Annotated in this window: 17 protein-coding genes; 3 read left to right on the top strand and 14 right to left on the bottom strand. The window is 39.3% G+C overall.

The features are described 5' to 3' along the window. Nucleotides 1–69 precede the first annotated feature (69 nt). The 6 genes from ACNQFZ_RS17575 to ACNQFZ_RS17550 form a co-directional block, all read right to left on the bottom strand. Nucleotides 70–1,458, bottom strand: coding sequence for a glycine--tRNA ligase (locus ACNQFZ_RS17575; RefSeq protein ID WP_458412600.1), 1,389 nt, complete (start codon nucleotides 1,456–1,458; stop codon nucleotides 70–72). A 315-nt stretch (nucleotides 1,459–1,773) separates the two neighbouring features. Next, complete coding sequence (locus ACNQFZ_RS17570) at nucleotides 1,774–3,918, bottom strand: peptidoglycan D,D-transpeptidase FtsI family protein (RefSeq protein WP_458412599.1); 2,145 nt, start codon at nucleotides 3,916–3,918, stop codon at nucleotides 1,774–1,776. A 123-nt stretch (nucleotides 3,919–4,041) separates the two neighbouring features. Further along, entirely contained in the window at nucleotides 4,042–4,518 is a 477-nt protein-coding gene (fur, locus tag ACNQFZ_RS17565) for a ferric iron uptake transcriptional regulator (protein WP_458415437.1), read from the bottom strand. Nucleotides 4,519–4,642: 124 nt separating this feature from the next. Next, the gene (spoIIM, locus tag ACNQFZ_RS17560; protein ID WP_458412598.1) at nucleotides 4,643–5,284 is read right to left on the bottom strand and encodes a stage II sporulation protein M; all 642 of its coding nucleotides are present in this window, start codon (nucleotides 5,282–5,284) and stop codon (nucleotides 4,643–4,645) included. A 165-nt stretch (nucleotides 5,285–5,449) separates the two neighbouring features. Beyond that, entirely contained in the window at nucleotides 5,450–6,628 is a 1,179-nt protein-coding gene (locus tag ACNQFZ_RS17555; protein ID WP_458412597.1) for an endonuclease Q family protein, read from the bottom strand. Next, nucleotides 6,625–7,179, bottom strand: coding sequence for an NUDIX hydrolase (locus ACNQFZ_RS17550; protein ID WP_458412596.1), 555 nt, complete (start codon nucleotides 7,177–7,179; stop codon nucleotides 6,625–6,627). Before ACNQFZ_RS17550 ends, ACNQFZ_RS17555 begins: the two co-directional genes overlap by 4 nt. A gap of 147 nt (nucleotides 7,180–7,326) precedes the next feature. Between ACNQFZ_RS17550 and mciZ the strand changes: the two genes are divergently transcribed. Continuing rightward, nucleotides 7,327–7,536, top strand: coding sequence for a Z-ring formation inhibitor MciZ (mciZ, locus tag ACNQFZ_RS17545; RefSeq protein WP_458412595.1), 210 nt, complete (start codon nucleotides 7,327–7,329; stop codon nucleotides 7,534–7,536). 2 nt (nucleotides 7,537–7,538) lie between these two features. Here the strand turns inward: mciZ and ACNQFZ_RS17540 are convergent, their stop codons facing one another. From ACNQFZ_RS17540 to ACNQFZ_RS17525, 4 genes are all read right to left on the bottom strand, one after another. Beyond that, the gene (locus ACNQFZ_RS17540; RefSeq protein WP_458412594.1) at nucleotides 7,539–8,705 is read right to left on the bottom strand and encodes an ABC transporter permease; all 1,167 of its coding nucleotides are present in this window, start codon (nucleotides 8,703–8,705) and stop codon (nucleotides 7,539–7,541) included. Beyond that, entirely contained in the window at nucleotides 8,698–9,447 is a 750-nt protein-coding gene (locus ACNQFZ_RS17535; RefSeq protein WP_458412593.1) for an ABC transporter ATP-binding protein, read from the bottom strand. The genes ACNQFZ_RS17540 and ACNQFZ_RS17535 overlap by 8 nt, the downstream gene beginning before the upstream one ends. Continuing rightward, complete coding sequence (locus ACNQFZ_RS17530) at nucleotides 9,444–10,628, bottom strand: HlyD family secretion protein (protein ID WP_458412592.1); 1,185 nt, start codon at nucleotides 10,626–10,628, stop codon at nucleotides 9,444–9,446. Before ACNQFZ_RS17530 ends, ACNQFZ_RS17535 begins: the two co-directional genes overlap by 4 nt. Nucleotides 10,629–10,750: 122 nt before the next feature. Then, nucleotides 10,751–11,941 (bottom strand): M14 family metallopeptidase, encoded by a 1,191-nt coding sequence (locus ACNQFZ_RS17525; RefSeq protein WP_458412591.1) that lies wholly within the window; start codon nucleotides 11,939–11,941, stop codon nucleotides 10,751–10,753. A gap of 164 nt (nucleotides 11,942–12,105) precedes the next feature. Between ACNQFZ_RS17525 and ACNQFZ_RS17520 the strand changes: the two genes are divergently transcribed. After that, a complete protein-coding gene (locus ACNQFZ_RS17520) occupies nucleotides 12,106–12,309 on the top strand; it encodes a cold-shock protein (RefSeq protein ID WP_458412590.1) in 204 nt (67 codons plus the stop codon). A gap of 141 nt (nucleotides 12,310–12,450) precedes the next feature. After that, nucleotides 12,451–13,011 carry an FAD-dependent oxidoreductase gene (locus ACNQFZ_RS17515; RefSeq protein WP_458412589.1) on the top strand — a complete coding sequence of 187 codons (561 nt, stop codon included), beginning with the start codon at nucleotides 12,451–12,453 and terminating at the stop codon, nucleotides 13,009–13,011. Between the two features lie 49 nt (nucleotides 13,012–13,060). On the opposite strand, the gene ACNQFZ_RS17510 is transcribed toward ACNQFZ_RS17515, so the two are convergent. The 4 genes from ACNQFZ_RS17510 to fabG form a co-directional block, all read right to left on the bottom strand. Beyond that, complete coding sequence (locus ACNQFZ_RS17510; protein ID WP_458412588.1) at nucleotides 13,061–13,321, bottom strand: YqkE family protein; 261 nt, start codon at nucleotides 13,319–13,321, stop codon at nucleotides 13,061–13,063. A 39-nt stretch (nucleotides 13,322–13,360) separates the two neighbouring features. After that, nucleotides 13,361–14,557 carry an acetyl-CoA C-acetyltransferase gene (locus tag ACNQFZ_RS17505; RefSeq protein WP_458412587.1) on the bottom strand — a complete coding sequence of 399 codons (1,197 nt, stop codon included), beginning with the start codon at nucleotides 14,555–14,557 and terminating at the stop codon, nucleotides 13,361–13,363. A 102-nt stretch (nucleotides 14,558–14,659) separates the two neighbouring features. Next, the gene (locus ACNQFZ_RS17500; protein ID WP_458412586.1) at nucleotides 14,660–15,919 is read right to left on the bottom strand and encodes a Y-family DNA polymerase; all 1,260 of its coding nucleotides are present in this window, start codon (nucleotides 15,917–15,919) and stop codon (nucleotides 14,660–14,662) included. A gap of 155 nt (nucleotides 15,920–16,074) precedes the next feature. Then, nucleotides 16,075–16,815, bottom strand: coding sequence for a 3-oxoacyl-ACP reductase FabG (gene fabG / locus ACNQFZ_RS17495; RefSeq protein WP_458412585.1), 741 nt, complete (start codon nucleotides 16,813–16,815; stop codon nucleotides 16,075–16,077). Nucleotides 16,816–16,946: the final 131 nt, after the last annotated feature.

Raw genomic sequence — 16,946 nt, 5'->3', positions numbered from 1 at the left:
GTAAACAAAAGAAGTGTCAGTCAAGAATTGTAAGGGAGTGTTCATGTCGAACACCCCCTTTATTAAAAATTAAAACTTAATTTTTTCTTCAATAAATTTCTTCAAATCAGCAATTGGCATCCGCTGTTGCTCCATTGTATCACGGTTGCGAACAGTTACCATATTGTCTTCCTTTGAATCAAAATCATAGGTGATACAGAATGGTGTCCCGATTTCATCATGGCGGCGGTAACGTTTGCCGATGGAGCCTGATTCATCAAAGTCAACCATGAAGTAGTTGGAAAGCTCTTCAAAAATTGCGCGCGCCTCATCAGACAGCTTTTTAGAAAGCGGCAGGATTGCTGCTTTATATGGAGCAAGCGCTGGATGGAAGTGCATAACTGAGCGAGATGTGCCGTCCTCTAGCTCTTCTTCGTCATACGCATCCACTAAAAATGCCAATGTTACGCGATCTGCCCCAAGTGATGGTTCAACACAATATGGAATGAAGCGCTCATTTGTTTCCTGATCATGATAATTAAAGTCCTCGCCTGAATATTCCATATGCTGTTTTAAGTCATAGTCTGTACGGGAAGCAATACCCCAAAGTTCACCCCAGCCAAATGGGAATTTGTATTCAATATCTGTTGTAGCATTGCTGTAGTGTGATAACTCTTCTTCTGAATGTTCACGAAGACGGATATTTTCTTTCGTCATTTTTAATGAAAGCAACCAATTTTCACAGAAATTTTGCCAGTATTCATGCCAATTTAGTTCTTCACCTGGCTTGCAGAAAAATTCCAACTCCATTTGTTCGAATTCTCTTGTCCGGAAGGTAAAGTTTCCTGGCGTAATTTCATTACGGAAACTTTTCCCGATTTGGGCAATACCAAATGGCAGTTTCTTTCTCATTGTGCGTTGCACATTTTTAAAGTTTACGAAAATACCTTGCGCTGTTTCTGGACGAAGGAAAATTTCGTTAGCACTTGTTTCCGTTACACCTTGGTGTGTTTTAAACATTAGGTTAAACTGGCGAATGGATGTGAAGTCTTTGCTGCCACAGTCGGGACAAGCGATGTCATGCTCCTTAATGAGCTCTTCCATTTTTTCAAATGGCAGGCCATCGACAACCATTTCAATTCCTTTTTCATCTAATGCATTTTCAATTAATTTATCGGCACGATGTCTTGCTTTACATTGTTTACAGTCAATCATCGGGTCATTGAAATTACCAATATGTCCTGATGCTTCCCATGTTCTTGGATTCATCAAAATAGCCGCATCTAATCCAACATTGTACGGAGAGCTTTGTACAAATTTCTGCCACCATGCTTTTTTGACATTATTTTTCAACTCAATTCCAAGTGGACCATAATCCCAAGTGTTTGCTAAACCGCCATAAATTTCAGAGCCTGGAAAAACAAAGCCCCGATGCTTCGCCATTGCGACGATTTTGTCCATTGTTTTTTCTACTGACATGATTTATGCACTCCTTAAATTAAATAAAATATAAAAAGCCCCCGTCTCTAAGCCTGTTACAGCTTAGGGACGAGAGCATAATCCCGCGGTTCCACCCTAATTAGTACAAAAAAGTTTACATGTACTCACTTTAAAATATCAACTCCGGATTGCCGTTTCACCGAAAGTCTTTACAAGGCTTACACCGTCCCTTGCTCGCTTAGAAAGAGGTTTTCAGTTACTATCCATCCATCATCGTTACATTATATGAATTTGTAAGCTATCATACCAAGTTCGCAATAAATCGTCAAGATTCACCTTGCCTATTTTCAAACTTTATTGCCCCTGATTAGCTGCGTTTGCATCTGTATTTGTATTGGTATCTTTATTTCCGTTTTTGTCATTAGGAGTAGCCTGCTCCGCACCTGTTGATGGTGTTGCTTCAGTTTTCTTCAACTCAAAATAGGCATCCATAATTCGACGGCCAATATATTTATTAATCGGATGTTTATCGGTGCTAACCCATGGCACAACTACGGAAAAGGCTACTTCCGGATTATTAAATGGAGCATAACCAACTAAGCTCTCATTATAAGTGCTATGACCATAATATTCCCGTTTTGGACCATAATAGTTACTTTGTGCTGTCCCGGTTTTGCCGGCTGGGCTATAGGTGGCATTGCCAAAGTATGGATAAGCAGTTCCACCCGGCTCTTGGTACACTTGACGAAAACCTTCCTGGACACGTTTTATATATTTTTCATCCATATCAATTCTGTTTAAAACTTGCGGCTTAAATTCATATTGAACATTTCCCATATCAGCATCATCAGTCGGCTTTCGAATTTCCTTAACAATAATCGGCTTCATCCGGTAGCCGCCGTTTGCAATGGTCGATACGTACTGTGCCATCTGTATTGGCGTATAAGAATCATACTGTCCGATGGCAAAATATAAAAGTAAACCTGGTCTTGTATCTGTACCAGTGTAACCTGTTGCTTCATTAGGTAGATCGATGCCGGTTTTTACACCTAGGCCAAATTGGCTAAAATAGTATCGCATCATATCAAAATACTTTGACTGAATATTTAACGGTTCTCCAGGGCGATAGACGGCATGTGCCATACTAATCGCTGTTTTAAACATATAAACGTTGGATGACCGTTTCAATGCTGTTAAATCATTGATGGCACCCATTCGTTGGTATGACCCGGTTAATGGTGTCCCTTTAATTCGAAGCGGTTCATCATATTGGACTGTGCCTGGTTTAATGGCACCTGTTTGGAAGCCTGTTAGGACCGTTGCACCTTTTACAGCTGATCCCATTTCATATTGACTTGTCATCGTCCCGATTGCAAAGTCTTGGACCTCAAGCTTACCGTTTTTTGTAACAAGCTGTTTACCAGCTAAGGATAAGACTTCACCGGTTTTTGGATTCATCATCACGACAAAGGCGCGATCCATTAAATAATTGCCTGCTGTTTTTCTCGCCCTAAGTAATTCTTCGGTAATAATTTGTTCGACTTGCTTTTGCAACTCCATATCAATCGTTAAGATTAGATCTTGACCGCGTTCTCCGGCAGATACAACCTCTGTATCAAGGATATTGCCGCTTTTATCTTTAATATATTTAACTTTTTCCTTACTTCCCCGTAAAACGTCCTCATACTGCTGTTCGATGTAGCTGGCGCCGATTCTATCATTTCGACTGTAATCACGCGCTAAATAGTAGTCGATATTTTCTGCAGGCAGACCTCTTGTCACATTACCTAGAATCGTTAGAAAGGTAGTCCCGTAGTTATATTTGCGATCCCAGTTTGTCATAATGTCGATACCTGGCAATTCGCTTAAATGCTCACTTACAACAGCGAATTCTTTTTGAGTTACATTATCCTTTACAATGTTTAACGTTAAATCATAGCCGCGGTCAAGCTCACGTTTAATTTTAAAAATTTCTAGTTCCAGTGGGGAAAACACCGCTAAATCTTCTTTCGTTATACGTTTAAGCTGGAGCTTATATAATTCATCATCCTTAAGCTCTTTAGCCTCTTCTTCCGTATACAGTTTTTTTGCTTTTTCTGGAAACATGACAAGCCAATAATCTTTTAAATCCCGCTCATCTTTTGAGGAGATATCATCAATAGGCATATCAATATATTTAGCAAGCTTCGTTGCCACTTCCAGTCTTTCTTCCTGCGTGGTGCCTGGCATTCGAGAGTAGACAATAGCATTTACCGGCTCATTATCAACAATTGTCCTCCACTTTCGGTCATAGATTTTCCCACGCGGTACTGGGTTTTCAACAATAATATTTTCCGTCCTCTCAAGCTCTTTTTTAAACTCTTCACCATCAACGATTTGGACCACACCTAATCGTAAAATAATAATAGAAAAGAGAAGAAAAACAGCAAAAAATAAAAAGTTCAAGCGGAACGGTATGTGTGATTTCTTTTTCTTATTTGTATTTTCATGATTCGTCATAGAAAGCCATCCTTATCTTTTTCCCTTTTAACCTTGTATGTTCATAGCCTTACCTTTCGATTACATTTTTATATTATATCATGTGTTATAAAAAAACATGAGAACAAAAAAAATAAACCTTCCCTATTCAAAGGCAAGGTTTTTGAATTTTTCTTTTGATTCTTTACCATGGCAACGATGACACACGCCATGGAACGTAAGACGATGATCCTTAATTTTAAAATTCCAATCTCTTTCAATAATTTTTTCAACTTCACCCAATAAATCCTCTTGAACCTCATCAACGGCACCACATTCCATGCATACCAAATGATGATGAAAATGAGCAGCACCTTCTTTTCTCAAATCATATCGGGCAACTCCATCTCCAAAATTAATTTTATCAACTATTTTTAGTTCAGTTAATAATTCCAACGTTCGATAAACCGTCGCTAATCCTATCTCAGGATATTTTTCTTTCACGAGGAGGTATACATCTTCAGCACTAAGATGATCTTCTTCATGCTCTAGTAAAACGCGAACTGTTGCTTCACGTTGCGGCGTCAATTTATAACTCTGAGAATGCAGTTGTTTTTTTATTCTTTCTATTCGTTTTTCCATAGAAGATTCCATAGAAGACCCCTCCCTCGTTCTCAATTATCATTATAATCCATAGTTAAAAAGGGTGTCAAATTAGAATAATGATAAATTAGATACACATTGGATTACTTATCTAATAGTAATTCTAATGATAGATTATATCAACTACATTTTTCATTAACATCGGGGAAACATAGGCCTCAAAGGTTGAAGCAAGACCGATGATTAATAAAATTCCTGCCATTACAAACGAGTATCTCACAAAATAAGGAAAAATAGGCTCGTTTGCCTTTTTGACAAATTGCTGGCGAATCATTCTTATGGAAAAAGAGATGGCAGCCGTTCCGATAAAGATGAAGCCTGGAACTAAGATTAAATTTTGCGGCATAACGGAAACAAAAGAAAGCAAAAAGCCGTACCAGCCCATCTGATTGACTAAGAAACCAACAGTAAAACCAACAACGATTCCTTTTAAAAACAATAAGATTAATATGATTGGCAGCCCGATAATCGATAATCCCAAAATCCACATTAAACCTACATACTTCGCATAATGGATAAAGCTCTGCTTAAACATTAATGAGCTGTCAGCAAACTCTCCATTTGATACTTGTCCGAAAAAACGGCTTAAATAATAATAAAGGTCTTCCTTTTGGGAAAATCCTAAACTATTAACAATAATCGCTCCAAAAATAACTCCTATTAAAAAAAGCACTGTTGTAAATAAATAAATGGATGAGTTTTCTCTAAAGTGGTGAATAATGACTGTTTTTAAAGTGCGATTCATAAATAATCCCCCTCAAGCGATAGGTAGAGACAAATCCTTGTTTCATTGATTTTTTGCTCTACTGTATTCTATGAGGTTTTCCGAAATCTATGACTCTATTTAATCGCTATTTTAGTGAGAATTGAGTTGCTCGTCGGATGCCACGGACATCCGCGAGCTACATCATCAGTCATTATTTACTTTACCATATCGTCCTCCGCCGCCTGCGGTCACAGATAACTCCCCTTTTCTTGCCTGAACAATCATTGCGGCAATGGCAGGGCTAACAATTTTTCGCAATTCCTCTTCCGAAACATAGTGAATAATATTCATTTCCGTTCCAAAATAATCACGCAGCTTGGCGAGCGTTTTCGGTCCAAGCTTTGGGATGAAATCTAATGGGACCTGGTGAATATAGGGCGGGCGAGTCCTCACTTTCTCATGTACTACTTCCTGCGCTTCTTTCAATTCCTGCAATCGTTCAAAAACTCCCTTCGTGGTGCCATGATGACCACACGATGGACAACATTCATCTTCGTCCTCTATCCTTGTAAAGCATTTCGCACAAGTGGTGCGGTGATATTTTCCAAGTCTAGGGTCCAACCCATAATTTGCGATAATTCGGCGCCCACAGGTACCATTGAGTGCCATTTCCAACTCCTCAAAGGTTGGATTTTCCATACGAATAGCTTGATATTCTCTAGCGATTTTCCCTAAGGAATGGGCATCAGAGTTGGATAGAAATGTATACTGACGCAGTTCATTTAATTGATCGGCCATTTCTGTATTGGAGCTTAGTCCAAGCTCAATCCCATCAATTAGGTCTGGATGTAAAATTTCAGCAAGCGATGCTTTTACCCCTACACCGTACAAACTTTTAAAAGGTGTAAAAACATGGGCAGGGATAAATAAACCGCCTAACTCCTTCACTTTCTCCTGCAACGTCTTCCCGGTTTCATAAATTCGCTGTGTGCTAAGTGTTATATTTTTCATCCGCTCCGCTAACCAATTACTAAAGTCTCTCATAATTGCAATCGTTGGAAAATACGCCAACACGTGAAGCGGGCCATGGCAATATTCATCATAAACCTCTATTTCCGTACCTAGCAGTAACGTTACATTTGAAAAGCGAAGCCCTCCACCTTTTTGCTCGCTCACTTTTCCTTCTTCTATTAAATTTCTTAATTCCTGTAAAACTTCAGGTACATGACAATCGATGACACCAATCATATCCATTCCCTTAATAAACGAGGCTTCATATAAGATATTCTCAATCGTTAGAGACTTGGCACCTGTTATTTTTACAGGACGCCCGGATTTGGTCCTGCCAATATGAATATGAAGATCTACAAAATATTCATTCATAAGAGCCCTTGACACTGTTTCAATTGTAAATATTGAACAGCATACACCGTTTTTGCATCGTAAATTTTATTTTCCTCTAGTAATTTTTGTGCCTCATCGATGTCGACCTCGATTACATCCAAAAATTCATCATCATCCAGCCCAGCTGAATTTTCCAACTTTACAAGAGTATCCGTGTAGTAAACATGAACAATTTCATCAGCAAAACCTGGCGAAGTATAAAACGATTGCAAAGGTTTAATTGAGTCGGACTTGTACCCTGTTTCCTCTTCCAATTCGCGGTGAACACAATCAATCGGCGCCTCTCCTGGCTCAAGCTTTCCTGCGGGTATTTCATAAATGACCATATCCAATGGTTTACGATATTGGCGTACAAGCACTAGCTTTTTCTCAGCAGTTAAGGCAATGATGGCCACGGCTCCCGGGTGTTTCACAATTTCGCGCGTACACGTTTTGCCATTTGGCAGCTCCACCTCTTCCAGCTGCAGGTGAATAATTTTTCCTTTATATACTTCCTTCGTTGATAGTGTCTTTTCTAGCAAATGGTCCATTTTATTGCAACTCCTTGTTCTACTTCTCGTAAATCTATCATAAAGTCTACCATACAAAATTAAAAGCGGAAGCGCCCGTTCAGCGAAGTCCACTAGTCGCTGGGCGCTATAGCTAGATAGTGAAAACGAAAAGGAGACTCGCCTATTATGAAAACATACGTTCAAAACAAAAGCTTTAAAATGGTCGGAAAAGCAAAAGAGATACGAGCCATGCTAACACAATACCGCCAGCAGTTTGAAACGGTCAGTGAGCTTATTGAAAAAAACCACAACACATACACAGTCATAACTACTTCTACCAATAAGATGCCAAAACGGATGCAATATTATTTATTAATTCCGAAAAATATCGACTGATTTTATTCAATTTTCTTTTTAAATTTTAATGTAGCCAGTAAACAAATTAAAAAGGCAAATACTGATAATATCGCTGTTTCTTGCCATAACGAGGCTAAGGTGCTCTCTTTCAAAAAAATTCCGCGCAATATTTCTAAAAAGTAAGTCAACGGAATCAAGCCACCAAGCCATTGAATGACAACAGGCATCGTTTCGCGAGGAAACATAAAACCGGATAGCAAAACACTAGGCAGGATGAAAGCAAAAGACATTTGCATCGCCTGTAGCTGTGTCTTAGCGACTGTCGAAATTAGCATCCCGACTGCCAGCGTCGTTATTAAAAATAAAAAGCTTAAGACAATCAATAATGTGATGCTGCCTTTTACAGGCACACCAAACCAAGCTACTCCGGTTACCAACACAATCGTAAAAGAAAAGATACCAACAAATACATAAGGAAGCAGTTTACCTAGGATTAATTCAAGCGGTCGAATTGGTGTAACAACGAGTTGCTCCATTGTTCCTCGTTCCTTCTCACGCACAAGTGCAAACGCAGTTAATATGGCGGTAACGTTTTGCATAATTAATCCAATTAAAGCAGGAATATTAAAAATTAAGCTTTCCATATTCGGATTGTATAGAACACGCGGTAGTATTTCGACCGGCTGCTCAATATTAGAAAGCCCTCTTTTTTGCATTAATTGCTCCTGAATAGCCAATGATTCATGCTGCGTTAACAGCTGGGCATTGCTCAATGCAATTCTTGCGGTATTTGGGTCTGTTCCATCAATTAATAACTGAACAGATGTCGTTTCGTGCCGGTCCAATTTAGAGCTATAATCGGGCGGAATAATAAGGCCGGTTTTCGCTTTTCCATCATCAATTAAGGCTTGAATCTCATCACCGCTATAGACAATCCAGTCAATATCAAAGTACTGGGTATTGGCAAAACTTTGAATAAGATCGCGACTCGCTTCACTTTTATCTTGATCCCAAACCGCTGTAGGCAAATGGTCAACATCTGTATTGACAGCATAACCAAATAAAAGCAGCATAAATAACGGCATCACTAATGCTATTGCAAGGCTCGGTGGGTCACGGCGAATTTGGATAAACTCTTTTCTGAAAATGGAACGAAACCTTAAAAAAGAAAACGTTGTATTTAGCTTTCGTTCTTTTTTCTCATCCATTGTATTCACTTCCTGACTCTGCATTCCTCACAAACTGAATAAATACATCCTCTAAATTATCCGCTTGAAATTTTTCTTTTAGCTGCTCTGGCGTGCCATTCCCGAGTAATCGTCCAAAAAAGATAAAGCTGATATAATCACAGGTTTCCGCTTCATCCATATAATGGGTACTAACCAAGATCGTGATTCCCTGTTCAGAAAGGCTGTGGATGACATCCCAGAAAATCCGTCTTGAAACAGGGTCTACACCTGCTGTTGGTTCATCCAAAATCAATACTTCCGGTTCATGGAGCAAGGCACAGGATAATGCTAAACGCTGCTTCCAGCCGCCAGATAATTTTCCTGCAAGCTGTTTTTCCCTACCAGTTAATCCAGCCATTTCAATCAATTCTTTTTTTCGTTCCTGTGCCCTTCTTCCTTCGAGTCCGTATATACCACCATAAAAATCCAGATTTTCGGTAACAGTCATTTCCTCATATAAACTAAATTTCTGCGACATATAGCCGATATGATGCTTAATCTTTTCGGAATCTTTACGAATATCGTACCCCAGCACTGTCCCACTTCCTGAAGTTGGATCCATTAAACCACATAGCATGCGGATCGTCGTCGATTTCCCTGATCCATTTGGTCCTAAAAAGCCGTAAATGGAGCCCTTCGGAATACTCATTGAAATATTGTCAACAGCTACTAGATTTCCAAACTTTTTCGTTAAGTTTTCGCAAGTGATGGCCATCTTCATTTTTGCGTCTCCTTGTTTAAAAAACGAATATCTGCCGGCATTCCTGGTTTTAGTTGTTGGATTCCCTCCGTTGGCTCGACAACGACTTCAAATACCATCTTTGTTCGCTCCTCAGGTGTTTGAATATTTTTCGGTGTAAACTCTGCTTGATTTGAAATAAAGGTAATTTTTCCTTTAAACGCTTTATTTGGGTAAGCATCTACCTTTATTTCAGCCGCACCACCAAGCTCCACATCACTTAGTTTTGCTTCGGGAATATAAACTTTAACTTTACGTTCCTCTCCGTCAAGCAAAGTGAACATTTGAAAATTAGCTGCAACCACTTCACCCGCTGAAATATTTCTTCTAAGGATTACACTATCTTCCGGTGCCACCACTTTTGTTTTTTCTAGTTGAATTTGAATTTGCTCTTCTTTAGCTTTTGCTTGATCTAGTTGACCGACAAGTTTTAAAATCGAATTTTTCGTTGCCCCTTCCTCCTGTAGACTAAGCTGTGCTTGCTGCATTTTATTATTCGCTTCCAGCTCTTTTATTTGGTTTTCATACGTACCTTGATCTTTTTTCGCCATCTCATACATTGACTCCGCCTCAACTAATTGTGCCTCGATTTGCGAAACTGCAGCAGAAGCTTTATTGAGCTGTTCACGCGCTTGTTTTACTTCATTGTCCGAGGCAGCGCCACTTTTATTAAGCTTTTCTTGTTTTTTTAGCTGATCCTGGTAAAACAATTCTGTTTCCTTTGCAGATGCAAGCTGTGTTTTTATTTGATTGATATTTGCTTTTCTTTGCTGCAATAAATCCGTTAGTTTGGATATTTGCACATTTACACTACCTATTTTTGCGTCATTTTGCTCAAGCATGGATAATGTCTTTTCGATTTCTTGGTTTCTTGTGCCTGCCCGGACCTCATTCAAGGCAGCTTGGGCTGCTTGAACGCCTGCATGTGCTTCCTTAACTTGTGCATGAATAAGACGATCGTCGATTTGGGCCAATACTTGTCCTTTTTTCACTACATCGCCTTCATCCACTAATATGTGCCGAACGGGTCCGTTCACTTCAGCTAATATTGGGATTTCCTCTCCTTCGATTGTCCCGGAATAAACAGCTTCATTGTTACTAGAACATGCTGTCTGTAAAATAATGATCAGCATGATTGCTATAAATAAAAATCTTTTTGTCATCACCCATCCACCCCCAGTAAAAAAGTGCTACCTACTTATTACTAGTAGTGTAGCACTTGAAATCTTTATAATGTATGATTTAGAACATACATTTTCAAAAAAATGATGAAGCTAACGGAACATTACATATACAAACCTGCTAAGAAAATTCCCAATGCTTTTTGATAAATCTCATCAAATTGTGAAATTGGCAGTGGATTCACCCCATGTCCTAATTCAATCGTATAGCCTGGGCGCTTCCAGTCTTGGATAAACCAATCCTTATAGCCGGCATAGCTATCAACATAGCGAACTGCTTTGTAGCCGCTGACTCTTGCAAATTCATTAACGATTGTCTCCGCTTCTGGTGGCTCAAATCCTTCAAAGCCCCAATAAATTTCCTCTCCTTGCGTATGAAACGCCAACACGCGATTGAAATCTTTTCTTCTTGTTAACTCAGCCATCGATTTTGACTCCGGTTCTGACAAAGGCGTCTCACCGGGGTAGTCTCTTGGAGATGGCTCTTGTTCTCGTCTTTTCTTCTCAATTTCCCAATCTGCAGGAAATTGATCATTTAAATCTACGCCATGGATATTCGCTTTCCAACCTGAGAAGTCGCGACTTCCTTTATTAATTTCTACAACTCTCGTTCGATAAGGTTCTCTTTGCGGTGGTCCATTCAATACAAGATTAACACCATCTGGATTTACCATCGGCACAATTGATAGGGAGACTAGGCTATAGTATGGATGCATGTATAAACCACGGATTGCCATTTGATTCGTTAGAGCTAATAAATAATCATTAAGGAAGGTCATAACTGCCGCAGTGGTAATCCATTCATTTGCATGGAACGAACCGTTGTAGTGGACTTTCCTGCCACCATTTCCTATATTCACTTCAGGAATAGCACGGCCCAGCACAGTCGTGCCAATGGAAGGAATTTTCATAAATGGATAGATGCTTTTTAAGCGGGTTAGATGACTCATCATCACATCATAGTCATACTTTTGCCTTCCTTCGACTACCCGCCAAATAATTCGTAACGGTACTTTAATACTTTGACCAATATGCAGTTGTCCAGGATTTATATTCGGATTTACTAATAGTAAGCTATCTAACGGAAGATTTCGGCTATTGGCAACAGCCCATAATGTATCACCGGCTCTAATTTGATAATTCGTTATAACAAACCCAGGTATTTTTATGATTTGACCAACATGAAGCCTATTCGCTGGAATATCACGATTTGAATCGAGAATGAGTTGGAGAGGTATCTTGAACAACTGACTGTAATGCCAGTATGAATCACCTTGTCTTACAACTATGTCCATATGAAACACACCTCCACTATACAAAATACAATCCTTCATACCATCTCTATGAAGAAAACCTCATCAATTATTCATTATGTTTTAAATTTTTTTTACTGGATATAATAATAACGCAAGCTTCAATTGCACTATTTATTTCTTACAATTTAGGAGGCAACAAAAAAATGGAACATGGTAAAGTTAAATGGTTTAACAGTGAAAAAGGCTTTGGATTTATTGAACGCGAAGGTGGAGACGATGTTTTCGTACACTTTTCTGCTATACAAGGAGACGGTTTTAAATCACTGGATGAAGGCCAGGAAGTAACTTTTGAAATTGAAAATGGACAGCGTGGCCCACAAGCGACAAACGTTCAAAAAGTCCAATAACAACAGTCTAAGGAAGGAAGCAGGTAAACGTACCTTGCTTCCTGTTACTATTTTTAAGGCAAATTATTTTACATATGAAACTACTTAATTTAAAATATTAAGTAATAATTATTATAAAATGTAAGTAGGAGGTTTTTTGGTATGTATGATATTATTGTTGTTGGGGCAGGACCTGCAGGAGGAAGTGCAGCATTATTCGCAGCTAAAGCAGGTAAAAAAACATTAATTATCGATAATGATAAAAGCGTTACAAAACGCGCTTGGATGGAAAACCATTATGGGGTATTGGAGATTTCCGGTCCTGATCTTGTTGAAGTGGGTAAAAAACAGGCTACTAAATTTGGTGCTGAAATTGTAACTGACACCGTTGTGAATGTAGTGAAATCCGACGCTGGTGTTACAGTCGAAGCAGAAAATCAAAAATATGAAGGAAAACATGTAATCCTTGCTACTGGTATGCTTGTTGATGTTGCTGAAAAAGCTGGCATTAAGACTGTTCCAGGTACAGAGCCACGTGTTAAATCAATTATTGAGGTTGATAAAGCTGGTAAAACAAACCTTGATGGCGTTTGGGCTGCAGGTACTGTTGCCGGCGTTAGCATGCACACCATCATTACAGCTGGAGATGGCGCAAAAGTAGCGATTAACATCATCAGCGAATTAAACGGTGAACGCTACGTTGACCATGACATTCTTAAATAAGATTTTTTGTATAACAAAAGACGGGCCATCAGACCCGTCTTTTGTTATCTCATTTAAATTTCTTCCAATCTAACTTACTTTCATTGAAAAGATCTTCAAATGACTTATTTTTTTCACGTTGTTTCCGTTCGAGCCGCTTTTTCTCTTCCTCTATTTCTTGCTTTTTTATTGCTTCTATTTTTAATTCCTGTTGCTTTTCTTTTAATTTAGCAAAGACAGATTGATCCAAGTGATCTAGGACACTAATCTTATCTTCTTGCTGCGGTTTTTTATTATTTTTTTGGTTTTGCTGCTTCTTTTTTGCCATCATTATCACCTCTATGGCAAATTATAGCATGGATCTTTGCAATTATTCTACATTCTCAATGATTGTAGCAACACCTTGGCCTCCGCCGATACATAGTGTTGCCAAGCCATAGCGGTCGCCGCGACGTTTCAACTCATGGATTAATGAAACTAAAATTCTTGCTCCACTTGCCCCGATTGGGTGTCCTAAAGCAATGGCACCGCCATTTACATTTAGGATATCTTTATTAAATTGAAGCTCACGGTCTACAGCTAATGATTGAGCAGCAAATGCTTCATTTGCTTCAATTAAATTGATATCGCCTAATGCAAGGCCTGTTTTTTCTAGAACCTTTTTAACTGCTTGCACAGGGCCAATTCCCATGATGCTAGGATCTACGCCTGCACTTGCATTACCGCGGATGACAACAAGCGGCTTTAAGCCTAGACTTTCTGCTTTTTCACGGCTCATTAGTACTAATGCAGCTGCGCCATCATTAATACCCGATGCGTTTCCAGCTGTTACAGAGCCGTCTTTTTTAAATGCTGGGCGTAATTTAGCTAATTTTTCTGCTGTTGTACCTGCTTTTACATATTCATCCGTATCAAAAATGATTGGGTCGCCTTTACGTTGTGGAATTTCTACTGGTACAATTTCATCCTTGAACGTGCCCGCGGCAATCGCAGCTGTAGCTTTTTGTTGGCTTTGTGCTGAAAATTCATCTTGCTCTTCACGAGTGATTCCGTATTTTTCGCATAGGTTTTCAGCTGTCATTCCCATATGGTAATCATTGAACGCACACCATAAGCCATCATTGATCATGCTGTCAACGACCTTTTGATCACCCATACGAAATCCTTCACGGGCATTCTTTAACAAATACGGCGCTTGGCTCATATTTTCGAATCCGCCGGCTACAACGATTTCTGCATCGCCAACCATAATCGCTTGTGTTGCTAAATGGACAGCTTTTAATCCTGAACCACAAACTTTATTAATAGTCATTGCTGACGTTTCCTGCTCTAATTCAGCGAAAATAGCAGCTTGTCTTGCCGGATTTTGCCCTAAACCTGCTTGAAGAACATTTCCCATAATGACTTCATCAACTTGATTAGCTTGTACATCTGCACGCTTTAAAGCTTCCTTAATAACAATCGCTCCAAGCTTTGCTGCTGGTACATCCTTTAAACTACCGCTAAAGCTTCCAATTCCAGTTCTTACTGCACTTACGATTACTACATCTTTTAATGTCAATTTCATTTCCCCCTTGTCCTTATGTACATCACTATATATTCGCAACGACAAGGGGATTATCCTTTTTTTTTTGAAAAAAATTTTAGAATGATTGGAATATTTTAAATTTTATGCTTTATGGCCACCTACTAGCTTATTACGATGGCGCGCTGTACCCGCTTTTGTATAAGAAACCGCCCGCAAAATAGCATTGGGACCATGCTTCTTGCGAATCGCATCCATCACATATCCCAACTCATGCTCTTTTACTTTATTTTCTTCAAATAGACTCAGCTGAAGCACTTCATCCTCACAAATATTGGACAATGTAATGGAAATTTGCCGCACTATACGGTTTGTGAAATTTTCTTCAAACAGCTCTAAGCATGTGCGATAAAGGTCCATCGTTATATTGGTCGGTTCGAAGATCGTTTTTGAACGGTGAAAACCGCCACCACCTTCATCCTTGCTATAGCCTACCCCTAAACTAATCGTCCGGCCGCATTTTTTTGCATTTCTTGCCCGTCTCGCGACTTCTTCACACATTTCCAAAATCACATGTTTTACTTCCTTTGGATCATCATAATCGCGCAGTAGAATCTGCCCCTTCGCAAAGCTGATTTGCCCCTTTATAATCGGTGCTCCAAGCTCTGAAAAATCAATGCCGTGGGCATGATAATATAGTTGATTTCCCATAATGCCAAACTTTTTTTCAAGCAATGCTAATGGATAATGCGCAAGCTGCCCTACTGTCATAATCCCCATGCGGTTTAATGTGCGTTCCAAGCGCGAGCCGATGCCCCACATCTTACTCAAAGGGCTTACCTTCCAAAGCTTTGTTTGTACATCTTCATACGTCCACTCAGCAATCCCCTTAACTTTCGCTTCAAGGTCCAAACAAAGCTTTGCTAAAAGCATATTAGGGCCAATGCCAATGGCGCTGGGTATATTGAATTGCTGAAAAATGGCATCTTGAATCCTTGCAGCTGTTTCTTTTGCGTCTCCCCATAGCCGTTCCGTGCCGTCTATTTTTAAAAAGCTTTCATCAATGCTATATACATGAACACATTCTTTCGGTACAAACTGGCAGAAAAGCTTTACAATCTCCGTCGATGTTTTCAAAAAAGTTCCCATCTTCGCATTGACAATTTTAATACGGGGATCGTTTGGAATTTCAAATAACCGATTCCCTGTCTTAATCCCAAACTCCGACTTCATTTTGGGCGATGAAGCGAGGACAATGCTTCCCTCACGGTCAGTATCGCCAACGACTGCTAAATAGCATGTTAATGGATCTAAGCCAAGCTTTACGGCTGCACAACTTGCAAAAAAGCTTTTCATATCTATACATAAAATTTTATGATGCGGAACAGTTGAATAAGAAATCATCTTACACACCTCTAAACAAGAACTTGTGTTCTATATTAGATTATACAGAATGTACGTTCTTATTTCAATCAAAAAAAGTACCCATCCAATACAGAAGGGTGCTTTAGTATGATAATCGCCTCGCATAGATAAAGCGAGGCGATTTTTATTTTGCCTCACATAACAATTCCGCCGTCAACATGAAGAACGGTACCATTTACGTAACTTCCTTCATCAGAAGCTAAATACAAATAAGCATTGGCGATATCTTCTGCTTTTCCAAGCCGCTTTAACGGAATCTGCTGAATAATTTTCTGCATAACCTTTTCAGGTACTTGAGCTGTCATATTTGTATCACAAAAACCAGGTGCCACCGCATTCACATTGATGCCTTTTGGACCCAATTCCTTTGCCCATGTTTTTGTCATGCCAACTACACCAGCTTTTGCAGCAGCATAGTTTGTTTGCCCAAAATTGCCATACACACCGGATACAGAAGATGTATTGATAATTCTTCCTGCCCCATTTTCCAGCATTGTTGGCAGCACTGCCTTCGTACAATTAAACACACCGGTTAAATTTACGTTGATTACCCTTTGCCATGATTCTTCCGTCAATTTGGCTAAAAGTCCATCGTCTGTAATACCAGCATTATTAATAAGGATATCAATCTTGCCAAAGTGAGATAAAGTCGTTTGCACCATATTCCGTGCACTTTCCCCATTTGAAACGTCAACCTTTACAAAGATTGCTGTTCCTCCAGACCCGCGGACTTCCTCAAGCACTTTCAGACCTTGCTCCTCATTAAAATCAGCAATGACAACCTTTGCCCCTTCACCGGAAAAACGGAAAACGGTTTGTCTGCCAATGCCGTTAGCACCACCGGTTATAATCGCCACCTTACCTTCTAGTCTCACTTGCCTCTCCCCTTGCTTTAAGAATTATTTTTGAAAATCCTTTACATTACCATTATATTTAACACAGTTAAAAAATGTTTTTGTCTATACTTATCTGTATTGAAAATATATCTGTAAAATTCATATATCTG

It is taken from the genome of Schinkia acidoalkalinis (assembly GCF_054301215.1).
The sequence above is the reverse complement of the archived record's forward strand: the minus strand, read 5'-3'. Positions and strand labels throughout refer to the sequence as shown.